Source organism: Steroidobacter sp. (assembly GCF_036406195.1).
In the GTDB taxonomy this organism is placed as follows: domain Bacteria; phylum Pseudomonadota; class Gammaproteobacteria; order Steroidobacterales; family Steroidobacteraceae; genus Steroidobacter.
Map to the genome: position 1 here is coordinate 1 of NZ_DASWVW010000018.1, position 12,362 is coordinate 12,362.

A 12,362-nucleotide genomic window follows, 5' to 3' on the forward strand; every position below is an offset into this window, starting at 1 on the left:
AATGGATTGGAGCCGTATGCCTATCTCTGCCGCCTGTTCGAACGGTTGCCGCACGCCAAGACCGTGGAAGACTTCGAGGCTCTGCTGCCGTTCGGCACATTCGATCTCAAGGCACAATAACGGGGAAGATCTCGCGCTTACGGTTGCCACAGATTGGAGATTGTTCGTTATTTAGCGCAGCCCAGGTGGGCCAGCCTCCAACTTTACCGCGGACGGGGTAGGTGGAACACGTTGCCGTTTCTACCCGGATTCCTCGGCGCACTCGCGCCCCGAATTGGCCGCGACCACGTGCGCGGCCGCCGGGTGACCGGGATCGATCCCTGATCCAGCCCCCGGCGAAATGAGCGTCGACTGGGGGCGGGCAGGGGAGTTGCCCTGAGCGATATCCGCTCCAGCGTTTGCAAGCGTTCGCTGCCCCTGTCCCATGAGTTCCAAGCCGCAAGTGGCGTCACTGCGAGGATCGTAAACCTCCTTGCGGGTGGCAGACGGTAGTGAATGGCATTCGGTGGCGGCCGCGCGACGCGCGACAGAAATGGCTAGCACGCGGAGCGCTAGAGGAGAGTGTTGGCGCGTCGTTCTGTAGTGGCGAATTTTTTTGGTCTAGTGGCGAATCATGGGGGCCAGAGGGGATTCATGGGGAAGGGTGTGGCTGCAAATTCAAGTGTTTGCGCATAAGTTATTGAACTATAAGCGGAACTTACGTTCGAGTCCCGTCCGCTCCGCCAATCCTTTGTGAACCTCCTCAATGACTTCCGCGCCCGACGCCGGCGCGGAGTGACCAATTCGCTGCCCAATTCGCCTGCGCCGGGCGCCGGCGCAATGTTTGTTCCCTCCGCCAGGCCTGCGGCCGGCACAATATTTCTTCCTTCCGAACCACTGCTGTGCGCAGCGCTGCCGTGCGGGCCTGCGGCCCAGCGGGCTCGCGGCAGACAGTGTAGATGAGCCGGTGTATTTCGCTGCCAGACTGGCGGTCTACATCGCCGAGATGGTCGGACTGGCGATTCTTGCCGTGAAGCTGCTTAGAAGCGCAAGAGAGCCAAAGTAGTATGACCTTCATGCTGCGATGCTTGGCTGGGTTGGCAGGTGCGGTATCAGGCACCATCATCGCCGTGGTCATGGATCTCACCATAGAGCAGGGCGCCGCCGACGTGGGGGAATAGCAGATCAGGATCTGAACAGTCGCGTGTACTGAGATTCGTGGCGTGCGCTTGCCAGTCCCTGCAGGATAGCGCAAGCGCCGATGTCTTCGTCTTGAATGCGGAGCGCTTGCGTCGCGAACTGCTCCAGTTGCGGAATGAGAGCATGCAGAATGTGTTGCCCCGCGCTCTGACCGAGCGGCACGAGTTTCACTGCGGCGAGTACCTGATTTTCCGCCCACGTCCAGGCATACGCCTGCAGCGCGTCGTGTTCCGAAACGTTCCAGCGAGCGCAAGCGAGAGCGAACATCGCGGCATAGCCGAGCTCGGCGGGCTGTTCGTTCGAGAGGCAATCGCCTGCGCCCAGTTCACGAAGGACGCGGGCGAGCGCGGCACCCATGTGGCGATCTTCGGCGCGCAGTTCTTCTGTTTCGCGGGCTGCCAGCAGGAAGCGGTTCCAGCGTTGCAGCCCTTGGGCATCGCCAGCCACGCCAGCCCGGTGCAAACGAAGCAACACGGGCAGATCAAGCGTGGCGACGGCCCGTTGCGCTACGCCGCCAATCCATTCGAGCGCGCCAGCTTCGTCTTTGACCCAGCCGGCTTCGACGGCATATTCCAGGCCTTGCGAGAAATGAAACGCGCCGATTGGCAACGCGGGGCTGGCCAGATGCAGAATGCGCAGCAGACGTGTGCTAGCCGTGTGCATGCGCCGCCAGAATGGAGTGGGCATGCGCGCCATATGCGCCGGCTTCCGGTTGGAACGGCGCTTGCTCGATCACCACCTGTAAGCCGAGTCCGCGAACCATCTCGTCCAGCACGTGGTCGTGCTGATAACGAACCCAGCCCGCTCCGATTTGCAACGCGACGTGCCGATTCCCCAAGTGATAACTCGCGCGGCACAGGGCCAGCGGGTCGGCGGCCCGCACCGTCGAGACTGTTTCGGGCTCGGCGACGACTGAGACGACGCGACCGTCATCTGCAAGTAATAGATCGCCGTCGCGAAGCACCGAGCCGCGTTCGAGAATCAGGCCGACTTCTTCGCCGGTTTCCAACGCAGTGCGTAGGCGACTCTTGTTCCGCAGCTGGAACGGCAGCACCAGCTTTGCATCGGCGGGACGATCGGAAGCAGCGAGTTTGCGGGTGATGTTCAGCACGGCGGCACTTCAGAAAAGAAAATAGCGTTGCGCCAAGGGCAGCACCTTGGCCGGTTCGCACGTCAGTAAGTGACCGTCGGCGCGCACTTCATAGGTTTGCGAGTCGACCTCGATTCTCGGCCGATAATCGTTCAGCACCAGATCGCGCTTGCGCACGCTGCGCGTGCCTTGCACCGCGACCAGTCGCTTGTCGAGTTTGAGGCGCTCGGCCATGCCGTTGTCGAGTGCGGCTTTGGAAACAAAGCTGACGGACGTGGCGGCGCGCGCCCGACCGAGCGCGCCGAACATCGGCCGGTAGTGCACCGGCTGCGGTGTAGGAATCGACGCGTTCGGATCGCCCATCGGCGCGGCGATAATCATGCCGCCCTTGATGATCATCGCGGGCTTTGCGCCGAAGAACGCCGGCCGCCACAGCACAATGTCGGCGAGCTTGCCGGCCTCAATCGAGCCCACTTCATGCGCGACGCCATGAGTCAGCGCCGGGTTGATGGTGTACTTGGCGATATAACGGCGAACGCGAAAGTTGTCGTTGCGCGCCGTGTCCGGTGCGAGCGCGCCGCGTTGCACTTTCATTTTGTGCGCTGTCTGCCACGTGCGCGTGACGACCTCACCGACGCGGCCCATGGCCTGCGAATCCGAAGAAATCATCGAGAACGCGCCCAGGTCGTGCAGGATGTCTTCGGCGGCGATGGTCTCTCGACGAATTCGCGATTCGGCGAACGCCACGTCCTCGGCGATGCCGGGATCGAGGTGATGACACACCATCAGCATGTCCAGATGCTCGTCGATGGTGTTCACCGTGTACGGGCGCGTCGGATTGGTGGAGGAGGGAAGCACGTTGGCTTCGCCGCACGCTTTGATGATGTCCGGCGCATGGCCACCACCCGCGCCTTCGGTGTGATACGTGTGAATGGCGCGGCCTTTGAACGCGGCAAGCGTGTCTTCGACGAACCCAGATTCGTTGAGTGTGTCCGTGTGGATCGCGACCTGCACGTCGTAGCGCTCGGCCACCGCAAGGCAGTTGTCGATGGCCGCGGGCGTCGTGCCCCAGTCCTCGTGTAGCTTCAATCCCATCGCGCCGGCTTCGATCTGCTCTTCCAGCGGCCGAGGCAAACTGGCGTTGCCCTTGCCGAGCAGCCCGAAATTGATGGGCAGCGATTCCACTGCCTGATACATGCGTTCGATGTACCAAGGTCCGCAAGTGCAGGTGGTGGCGTTGGTGCCGGTCGCAGGCCCGGTGCCGCCGCCGATCATGGTTGTAACGCCGGACATCATTGCTTCTTCGACCTGCTGGGGGCAGATGAAATGAATGTGGGAGTCGATGGCTCCCGGTGTGGCGATCAAGCCTTCGCCTGCGATCACTTCGGTGCCGGCGCCGATCACGATGTCGACGCCCGGCTGCACGTCCGGATTGCCGCCCTTGCCGACGCGAACGATGCGTCCATCCTTGATGCCGATGTCGGCTTTGACGATGCCCCAGTGGTCGATGATGAGCGCATTGGTGATGATGGTGTCGACGACGGCGGCGGCGTTGCGCTGGCTTTGCCCCATGCCGTCGCGGATGACCTTGCCGCCGCCGAATTTTACTTCTTCGCCGTAGATCGTATGGTCTTGTTCGACTTCGACGATGAGCTCGGTGTCGCCCAGGCGCACGCGGTCGCCTGTGGTGGGGCCGTACATCTCGGCATAGGCAGCGCGGCTGATGGAAGTCATAGCGGGCCCATCACTTTCTGATTGAATCCGTACACCACGCGATCGCCCGCGTAAGCCACCAGCTCGACTGCTCGCTCTTGTCCTGGCTCGAAGCGGATTGCGGTGCCAGAGGCAATGTTCAATCGGTAGCCACGGGTTGCCGCACGATCGAACTGGAGAGCCTCGTTGGTTTCGAAAAAATGATAGTGCGAGCCAACCTGAATGGGGCGATCGCCCGTGTTGGCCACTTTGATCCGCAGCGTGGCTCGGCCTTCGTTGAGCTCCAGCTCGCCCGCGGCTGGTAACATTTCACCGGGTATCATGTGTCCTCGCGTCGTGGACTCAGGCGATGGGCTGATGGACGGTCACCAGCTTGGTGCCGTCTGGAAACGTGGCCTCGACCTGCACGTCGGGGATCATCTCGGCAATGCCATCCATCACGTCGTCGCGAGTGAGGATGGTCGCTCCGTAGCTCATGAGTTCCGCCACGCTCTTGCCATCGCGCGCGCCTTCCATGATCGCGGCCGAGATCAGTGCGACTGCCTCGGGATAGTTGAGCTTCAAGCCGCGCGCTTTGCGCCGTTCGGCGAGCAGCGCGGCGGTGAAGATCAGCAGTTTGTCCTTTTCTCTCGGGGTCAATTCCATAGCATGTCTCTGCGGTGCCTGGCTCAGGTCGCCCAGATTCGTGGCGGCGTTGTCGGACGATGGAGCAACTGAGGGCGCAATGTTTGCCAGCGTTCGATGAAGGCCTGCTTGATCGGTTCGCCCTGCGCGGCCAGCGCACGGCAGATCAGGGTTTTGTCCACGAGCGTCACACCCGTCTCGACACCGGTTGGGGTCAGTTCGCGAATTGTGTCGACCATGGCGCGAGTCGCGGGGTAGGCGATCATCGTGCCGATGGCCTGGTGACCGCCGAGTCCCCACGGGTTGCCCTCGGCAATGCGCAGTCGATCAATGAGCAATGGCGCGCCATCGACCCACAGCTCGAGGTGTAGATGCAGCTCGCCCGCAATGAACGGCTGTTTCCGCGCCGGCAGGCCCAGGCAGGCGATCTCCCATCCGATGAACTTCGCGCCCGCACTCAATTCGATGCGAGTGGTGCTGCGGACCTTCGCTTCGGGATAGAAGATGCTTTCCTGCGGCAGCCACTCCAGCGTCGTGTCGTGCGAGCGAAGGAATTGTTGCTGTCGTGCCGTGCGGCCATCGCTACGATAGAACTTCGCCGCCGCGGGCGTTGTGATCAATGCGTGCCCGCCCTCACGAACATCGACGTTCAGGGTCAGCTCATCTCCACCGACAACGCCGCCCGGCGGGTGAACGATGTATGCGTGGCAAACGTCGTCCTCGGGATAGAACGGGCGCTGCACGAGCAACGGGCCGCGGTGCTGCCGCTCGACAATGCGAGTTCGTCCGGCGCGCCGGGCGAACGAGAGTTGCAGCTGCGCTCGCCACCCCTGAGCAGATGAATGTTCGAGGCTCACACTCATACTGTCAGGTGCTGGCGCACGAGATCGTCCGTCAACTGCGGGATGTTGCCGCTCGCCACGACGCGGCCCTTGTCGAGAATGCGGAACTCGCTCGCCACGCGCCGAGCGAAGGGCAACTTCTGTTCGACCAGCAGCACGGTGAGGTTCGCCTCATTGTTGAGACGAAGAACGATGTCGCCGATCTCGTGCACAATGTTGGGCTGGATGCCTTCGGTGGGCTCATCGAGAATCAACAAGCGCGGTTCCAGCACCAGCGCACGGCCGATCGCGAGCTGTTGCTGTTGACCTCCGGACAGGTCTCCGCCACGGCGACGTAGCATCTTCTTCAACACCGGGAACAGTTCGAAGATCTGTTCGGGAATATCCCGCAGTTTGTTACGGCGCGCGGAGAGGCCGATGCGCAGATTCTCCTCGACGGTGAGCTGAGAGAAGATCTCGCGCCCTTGTGGCACGTAGCCGATGCCCAGGCCGGCGCGACGATCGGCTGCGAGACGGCCAAGGTCGTGCCCGTCATACATCATTTCACCGCTCGAGGGCAGCAAACCCATGATGCAACGAAGCAGGGTGGTCTTGCCCATGCCATTGCGGCCCATGAGACAGGTGCACGAGCCCGCGGTGATGGTCATATCCACATCCCAAAGAATGTGGCTGCCGCCGTAGAACTGGTTGAGGCGCCTGATTTCGAGCATGGTCGTCTCCGTCACTCGCCCAGATACACTTCCACGACGCGAGGATCGTTCTGGACTTCATCGATGCTACCTTCCGCCAGCACGTGACCTTCGTGCAGCACAGTGACCTTGCGCGCAATGGAGCGGACGAAGTCCATGTCGTGTTCGACCACCATCACCGAATGCTTTCCCGCCAGTGACAGCAGCAGCTCGGCGGTGCGTTCCACTTCCTGTGGCGTCATGCCGGCGACAGGCTCGTCCACCAGCAGCAGCTGCGGTTGCTGGGCGAGCAGCATGCCGATCTCCAGCCATTGTTTCTGGCCGTGCGAGAGCGTGCCGGCGCGCATGTCGCGACGATCTTGCAAGCGAACGGTTTCGAGCACCTCTTCAATATGTGTGCGTTGCCGGGCATCGAGTGGTGAGGCCAGGGTGTTCCAGATCGTCTTGTTGCCTGCCACCGCCAGTTCCAGGTTCTCCATGACGGTGTGCTGCTCGAATACGGTGGGCTTCTGGAATTTGCGGCCGATGCCGGCTTCGGCGATCTGCGGCTCGGTCAGGGTCAGGAGGTCGGTGTTCTGGCCGAACCATGCCGAGCCCGCATCGGGCCGCGTCTTGCCGGTGATCACGTCCATCATCGTTGTCTTGCCGGCGCCGTTCGGTCCGATGATGCAGCGGAGCTCGCCGGCGTCGATGTAGAGCGTCAAGGCGTTGAGCGCCTTGAAGCCATCGAAGCTGACGCTGATGTCTTCCAGATACAGAATCGTGCCGTGCGAAGTGTCGCCCGGCGGCGGCCGCTCGCTCTTGGCGCCGGCGCCAAAGACCTTTTGCCAGCCATTGCGGAAGGTAGCGCTGGCGTTCATGCAGTCACCGCCTGTTCAACACGCTGACGAGGCGCGAAGCGATCGGCTAGCCCAACAACGCCCCGCGGTAGGAACAGCGTGACGATCACAAACATCGTGCCGAGCGCGTACAGCCAGAGCTCCGGGAGGGCAGCGGTGAAATACGTCTTTGCGTAGTTGACGAGGACTGCGCCCGCGACGGCGCCGTATAGCGTGCCCCGACCGCCCACCGCCACCCAGATCACGATCTCGATCGAGTTGATGGGCTGGAATTCGCTGGGATTGATGATGCCGACTTGCGGCACATACAGCGCGCCTGCAATGCCGGCGAGGACAGCAGAGAATGCAAATACCCAAAGCTTGTAAGATTCCACGCGATAACCGATGAACCGCGTACGACTCTCGGCGTCGCGAATCGCCTGCACGACTCGCCCAGCCCGCGACAACGTGATGTAACGACATGCCAGGTAACCAAGCCCCAGGGCCAGCGCCGAGGCTAGAAACAAAGCTACGCGCGTGCCTGATGCGTTGATGTCGGCCCCGACGATCTCCTTGAAGTCCGTCAGGCCGTTGTTGCCGCCAAAGCCCATGTCATTGCGGAAGAACGCGAGCATCAGCGCGTATGTCAGCGCTTGAGTGATGATGGACAGATAGACGCCCGTGACGCGCGAGCGGAAGGCAAGCCAGCCGAACGCCAGCGCCAGCAGGCCCGGCGCGATGACGACCATGACCGCGGCGAACCAGAACATATCGAAGCCGTACCAGAACCACGGCAACTCTTTCCAGTTCAGGAACACCATGAAGTCCGGCAGCACCGGATCGCCGTAGACACCGCGCGTGCCGATCTGCCGCATCAGATACATACCCATCGCATAGCCGCCGAGCGCGAAGAACGCGGCGTGGCCGAGACTCAAAATGCCGCAGTAACCCCACACGAGATCGACGGCGATCGCCAGCAGGGCGTACGTCATGTACTTGCCAATCAGCGTCATGGTGTAGGTCGACAGGTGCAGGGCCGATCCTTCTGGAAACGCCAGATGCATGATCGGCACTGCCACGCCCACGGTGAGCAGCAGCGCCAGAAACACTTGTGTGCCGCGCTCGCCAGCGACGAGCCGGTTCCATACATTGGAAGAAACAGATGTCTGCATGTTCAACCCTCCGCGGCTCGGCCTTGCTGTGGAAACAGGCCGCGCGGCCGTCGCTGGATGAACAGGATCAGCGCGATCAGCACCAGGATCTTCGCCAGCACCGCGCCTGCCCAGGGTTCGAGGAATTGGTTCACCACGCCGAGCGACATGCCGCCAATGAGCGTGCCCCACAGATTGCCCACGCCGCCAAACACGACCACCATGAAGGAATCGATGATGTAGGTCTGGCCGAGGTTCGGGCCGACGTTGGTGAGCTGACTCAATGCCACGCCGGCGACGCCGGCGATGCCGGAGCCGAGCCCGAAGGTGAGGGCGTCCACCCATTCGGTGCGTATACCCATGGATTTGGCCATCGCGCGGTTCTGGGCCACTGCGCGGACCTGCAAACCGAGCGGTGTCTTCTTGAGCACCAACTGCAGAATCACGAACACGATGAGCATGAACAGCACGACATAGAGACGGTTGTAGGTGATCGAGAACGCTTCATTGATTTGCAGCGAGCCCGACATCCACGAGGGCGTCTCTACCGGGCGATTGTTCGCGGTAAAAATGTCGCGAACGACTTGTTGCAGCACCAGGCTCACGCCGAAGGTGGCAAGCAAAGTTTCCAGCGGGCGCCCGTACAGAAAGCGCACCACGCCGCGCTCAATGAGTACGCCGACGCCGCCTGCTACGACGAACGCCACCGGTATCGCGACCAGCACTGATGCGCCGATGTGCTGCGGCATGAGCAACTGCACGACGTAAGTGGTATACGCGCCGAGCATCATCAATTCGCCATGCGCCATGTTGATGACGCCCATCACGCCGAAGGTGATGGCCAGCCCGATCGCGGCGAGCACTAGCACCGAGCCGAGGCTCAAGCCGAAAAACAAGGTTTCGAGCATGCTGTAGAAGCTGCGCGAATTCTCGATGCTCGCGAGAGCAGCGCGCGCGGCGCTACGCACTTTCTCGTCAGGCTCGGCGTAGCTGCCATCGTCACTCGTCGAGACGAGGGCAGTCAGACGATTGAAGACTTCAGGATTCAGACTGCCTTTGAGTTGCTCAACGGCGCTCAGTCGTCGGGCCGCGTCCTCGTGACTCAGGTCGGCGATGGCGAGGCCGGTGCGAATGGCCTGTCGAACCGACTCGTCTTTTTCGTCTTGTTGGCGAGCTCGTAGAATCGAAATGCTGTCTGCGTCCAAAGAACGCAGCATCTCGTTCACTGCGCCCAGCCGTACCTCCGCGTCAGGGTCGGTGAGATCGAAGCTGGCCAGCGCGCTTCGCAGGGTCCTGCGCAGCTGATTGTTGGTGGTGATCTTGGAGAAGTCCGCAGTGTCAGCGGTTCCCGCGGGTTGCATGGTCAGTGCATCGCGTAGCTCGAGGCTGGACGCCTGAGCGACGCCGATGAACACGCGTTTGTCTGTTTTGCGGTAGTACAGGTTGCCTTCGAGCAGCGCGTCCAGCACAGCGCGAGTGTTGGCGTGCCGCACGCCGATCAACTCGCCGGCGGCGCGCTCCTTTTGTTTGAAGTTGCTGGTCGTCAGGGCGCTGAGCGCTTGCTCGAGCGGGGGCGCCTCCGCTGCAGCAACCGCATGCGAGAGCGCCGCTAGGAGCAGGATCAGGAGCAGCGATCCCGGGCGTAAGCCCGGGATCGCAGTCATCATGCAGCTGAGAAGTTTCACTGCGGACCTGTTACTCGTAGTTCTGGCCGGAGCACTTCTTGGTCTTGGTGTTGTAGTTGCCGCACTTCAGGCTGACCCAATCGGCCTCGATGTCCTTGCTGCCAGGCAGGAAGTCGGACCAGGCATCGCCCGGCACCAGGCCTTCGGTCTGCCACACCGTGTCGAACTGGCCGTCGGCGCGCACTTCGCCGATCAACACCGGCTTGGTGAGATGATGGTTGGGCAACATCCTGGCCACGCCGCCCGTCAGGTTGGGCACTTCGATGCCGATCATCGCGTCGACCACCTGGTTCACGTCAGTAGTCTTGGCTTTTTCCACCGCCTTGACCCACATGTTGAAGCCGATCACGTGCGCTTCCATCGGATCGTTGGTGACGCGCTTGTCGTTCTTGATGAAGGTGCGCCATTGCTTGATGAACTCGGCGTTCTCCGGCGTATCGACGCTCATGAAGTAGTTCCAGGCTGCCAGGTGGCCTACCAGCGGCTTGGTGTCGATGCCGGAGAGCTCTTCTTCACCCACGGAGAAGGCCACCACCGGAATGTCCTCGGCGGAGATCTTCTGGTTGCCGAGCTCTTTATAGAAAGGCACGTTGGCATCGCCGTTGATGGTCGAGACCACGCCGGTCTTCTTCCCCGCTGAGCCGAATTTTTTGATGTCTGCGACGATGCGCTGCCAGTTGGAATGGCCGAAGGGCGTGTAGTTGATCATGATGTCCTCGTCCTTCACGCCCTTGGACTTCAGATAGGCTTCGAGGATCTTGTTGGTGGTGCGCGGATAGACGTAGTCGGTGCCGGCCAGCACCCAGCGCTTGACGCCCACGTCGTTCATCAGATAGTCGACCGCCGGAATCGCCTGCTGATTGGGCGCGGCGCCGGTGTAGAACACGTTCTTGGAGGACTCTTCGCCTTCGTACTGCACCGGGTAGAACAACAGACCGTTGTTCTTCTCGAACACCGGCAGCACCGACTTGCGCGACACCGAGGTCCAGCAGCCGAACACCACCGCGACCTTGTCCTTCACCAGTAACTGCTCGGCTTTTTCGGCGAACAGCGGCCAGTTGGAGGCTGGATCGACCACCACCGGCTCGAGCTTCTTGCCCAGCACGCCGCCCTTTTTGTTTTGCTCTTCGATGAGCATCAGCACGGTGTCCTTGAGCGTGGTTTCCGAGATCGCCATCGTGCCCGACAGGGAGTGCAGCACGCCGACCTTGATGGTGTCGGCCGCCTGAGCGGCGCTGGCGGCCAGCAGAGCGACGGCGGCGGCGAGCTGTTTGAGAGCGCCCGTTGTCTTGAATCGTTTGCGCATGTTGGTTCTCCGAAAGGCTAGATCTGGACTTGCAGGCCGACGCCGATCTGGGTGTTGTCGCGGCCCAGGTTGGGGTCGAAGCTGGAATCGATGTAGAACAGCGTGACGCGCGCGTTGAAGTCCTTGATCAGATAAGTGAGGTTCAACTCGCTGGTGGTCTGGTCGATGTCGCCCAGCACGCCGTAGTCGTAAGTGGTCTCGCCGTGCTTGGCGAGCACCTGGAACTTGCCGATGCCGACGGTCTGCGGGAACACATAGGCGCCGAGGACGTAGAAGCCGTCGCTGGAGTCGTAAGCGAGCGGAGCGGCAGGGCTCGGATAGCCGCCCAGGCCGTCGTACTTGGCGTACTCCGCTTCGACCGTCACGACGCCGCTGTTGGCGAGTTTCTTTTCCAGCAGGAAGTCGACGGAGTACGCGTTGTCACCTGCGGCAGTTTGGGCCGCGATGCCCAAGGCCAACAGATCCTTCTCGCCGTAGTAAGTGCTGTTCAGGTAATAACCGCTTTCGGGGTCCCAGAAATCCAGTTGCACGCGGCCGGCGTACAGCACGTCCGAGCTGCCTTTGCTCAGGCCTTGCACGTCGAACGCGCCGGCGGACACCTTGGCGATGCCGAACTGGCCCCAGTACATCACGCCGTCGTTGCGGCCTTCGGTCTCGAACGGATAGCCGTCCTGCACGCCATCCCGGTAGACGCCCCAATGATTGGCGTAAAACGGTCCATACAGATTGGCGCGATCGCTCGGCGGCAGAAATCGGCCCGCCCAGATGTTGAATTGCTCCGAAAAGGAAAACTGCGCGACCGCGTCGATGACACGCATCGATTCCGGCGTGGCGCCGCCCGCGTTGTAGTCGGTGTTGAACATCAGGCTGATGTTCTCGGTCACCTTGCCGCTGATGTAGATGCGCGCGCTGTTCAGCTCGAAATCGCTGATGTCTTCGCCCAAATCCGGATCGGTGTGCGTGAAGCTGGAGCGCACGCCCGCGCCGACCGAGATGGGAGGCAACGTCACATCGGCTGCCAGAGCGCCGCTCACAGGTATCATCAGCGCGGCGCTGACGGCGGCGGCGCGCCACCGCACGGCGCCTCGGAAACGGATCGATTCACGTCGCATGTAAGCTCCCTTAGCTGTGGTTGATTGTTCGAGTGGCCAGATGGGTTGAAAGCTATGCGTGTACGCCGTGCACGGGTACGCGTCATTTGACGTACTCGCGGTCAGGGCATCTGAGCTGTTTGACGTAGAGACAGCGGCCGCGCGCTGTGGATG

At 61.8% G+C, this 12,362-nt stretch carries 13 protein-coding genes; 1 reads left to right on the plus strand and 12 read right to left on the minus strand.

Annotated elements, in window-relative coordinates; genetic code table 11:
• Positions 1-120 (plus strand): transposase domain-containing protein (locus tag VGE08_RS07740; protein ID WP_331066836.1); only part of this gene is annotated, 120 nt, incomplete at its 5' end.
• 1,044 nt (positions 121-1,164) lie between these two features.
• Here the strand turns inward: VGE08_RS07740 and VGE08_RS07745 are convergent.
• Genes VGE08_RS07745 through VGE08_RS07800 form a run of 12 tightly spaced genes read right to left on the minus strand, consistent with a single transcriptional unit; the run spans position 1,165 to position 12,209 of the window.
• The gene (locus tag VGE08_RS07745) at positions 1,165-1,842 is read right to left on the minus strand and encodes an urease accessory protein UreF (protein ID WP_331067285.1); all 678 of its coding nucleotides are present in this window, start codon (positions 1,840-1,842) and stop codon (positions 1,165-1,167) included.
• On the minus strand, positions 1,829-2,290 hold the full coding sequence (gene ureE / locus VGE08_RS07750; RefSeq protein ID WP_331067286.1) for an urease accessory protein UreE: 462 nt from the start codon (positions 2,288-2,290) through the stop codon (positions 1,829-1,831). Before ureE ends, VGE08_RS07745 begins: the two co-directional genes overlap by 14 nt.
• 9 nt (positions 2,291-2,299) lie before the next feature.
• A complete protein-coding gene (ureC, locus tag VGE08_RS07755; RefSeq protein ID WP_331067287.1) occupies positions 2,300-4,003 on the minus strand; it encodes an urease subunit alpha in 1,704 nt (567 codons plus the stop codon).
• Positions 4,000-4,305, minus strand: coding sequence for an urease subunit beta (locus VGE08_RS07760; RefSeq protein WP_331067288.1), 306 nt, complete (start codon positions 4,303-4,305; stop codon positions 4,000-4,002). Before VGE08_RS07760 ends, ureC begins: the two co-directional genes overlap by 4 nt.
• Positions 4,306-4,324: 19 nt before the next feature.
• Positions 4,325-4,627 carry an urease subunit gamma gene (gene ureA, locus VGE08_RS07765; RefSeq protein ID WP_331067289.1) on the minus strand — a complete coding sequence of 101 codons (303 nt, stop codon included), beginning with the start codon at positions 4,625-4,627 and terminating at the stop codon, positions 4,325-4,327.
• 23 nt (positions 4,628-4,650) lie between these two features.
• Positions 4,651-5,463, minus strand: coding sequence for an urease accessory protein UreD (locus VGE08_RS07770; protein ID WP_331067290.1), 813 nt, complete (start codon positions 5,461-5,463; stop codon positions 4,651-4,653).
• A 2-nt stretch (positions 5,464-5,465) separates the two neighbouring features.
• Complete coding sequence (gene urtE / locus VGE08_RS07775; RefSeq protein WP_331067291.1) at positions 5,466-6,158, minus strand: urea ABC transporter ATP-binding subunit UrtE; 693 nt, start codon at positions 6,156-6,158, stop codon at positions 5,466-5,468.
• An 11-nt stretch (positions 6,159-6,169) separates the two neighbouring features.
• The gene (gene urtD, locus VGE08_RS07780) at positions 6,170-6,997 is read right to left on the minus strand and encodes an urea ABC transporter ATP-binding protein UrtD (RefSeq protein ID WP_331067292.1); all 828 of its coding nucleotides are present in this window, start codon (positions 6,995-6,997) and stop codon (positions 6,170-6,172) included.
• The gene (gene urtC / locus VGE08_RS07785) at positions 6,994-8,127 is read right to left on the minus strand and encodes an urea ABC transporter permease subunit UrtC (protein ID WP_331067293.1); all 1,134 of its coding nucleotides are present in this window, start codon (positions 8,125-8,127) and stop codon (positions 6,994-6,996) included. Before urtC ends, urtD begins: the two co-directional genes overlap by 4 nt.
• Before the next feature lie 2 nt (positions 8,128-8,129).
• The gene (urtB, locus tag VGE08_RS07790; RefSeq protein WP_414717468.1) at positions 8,130-9,770 is read right to left on the minus strand and encodes an urea ABC transporter permease subunit UrtB; all 1,641 of its coding nucleotides are present in this window, start codon (positions 9,768-9,770) and stop codon (positions 8,130-8,132) included.
• A 31-nt stretch (positions 9,771-9,801) separates the two neighbouring features.
• The gene (gene urtA, locus VGE08_RS07795) at positions 9,802-11,097 is read right to left on the minus strand and encodes an urea ABC transporter substrate-binding protein (protein WP_331067295.1); all 1,296 of its coding nucleotides are present in this window, start codon (positions 11,095-11,097) and stop codon (positions 9,802-9,804) included.
• Between the two features lie 17 nt (positions 11,098-11,114).
• Positions 11,115-12,209 carry a porin gene (locus VGE08_RS07800; RefSeq protein WP_331067296.1) on the minus strand — a complete coding sequence of 365 codons (1,095 nt, stop codon included), beginning with the start codon at positions 12,207-12,209 and terminating at the stop codon, positions 11,115-11,117.
• Positions 12,210-12,362: the final 153 nt, after the last annotated feature.

Coding starts and splice junctions, on each gene's coding strand:
- urtD (WP_331067292.1), bottom strand. CDS start 6,997: ATGAACGCCAGCGCTACCTTCCGCAATGGCTGGCAAAAGGTCTTTGGC.
- urtB (WP_414717468.1), bottom strand. CDS start 9,770: ATGACTGCGATCCCGGGCTTACGCCCGGGATCGCTGCTCCTGATCCTG.
- urtA (WP_331067295.1), bottom strand. CDS start 11,097: ATGCGCAAACGATTCAAGACAACGGGCGCTCTCAAACAGCTCGCCGCC.
- VGE08_RS07800 (WP_331067296.1), bottom strand. CDS start 12,209: ATGCGACGTGAATCGATCCGTTTCCGAGGCGCCGTGCGGTGGCGCGCC.
- ureC (WP_331067287.1), bottom strand. CDS start 4,003: ATGACTTCCATCAGCCGCGCTGCCTATGCCGAGATGTACGGCCCCACC.
- urtC (WP_331067293.1), bottom strand. CDS start 8,127: ATGCAGACATCTGTTTCTTCCAATGTATGGAACCGGCTCGTCGCTGGC.
- urtE (WP_331067291.1), bottom strand. CDS start 6,158: ATGCTCGAAATCAGGCGCCTCAACCAGTTCTACGGCGGCAGCCACATT.
- VGE08_RS07745 (WP_331067285.1), bottom strand. CDS start 1,842: ATGCACACGGCTAGCACACGTCTGCTGCGCATTCTGCATCTGGCCAGC.
- ureA (WP_331067289.1), bottom strand. CDS start 4,627: ATGGAATTGACCCCGAGAGAAAAGGACAAACTGCTGATCTTCACCGCC.
- VGE08_RS07760 (WP_331067288.1), bottom strand. CDS start 4,305: ATGATACCCGGTGAAATGTTACCAGCCGCGGGCGAGCTGGAGCTCAAC.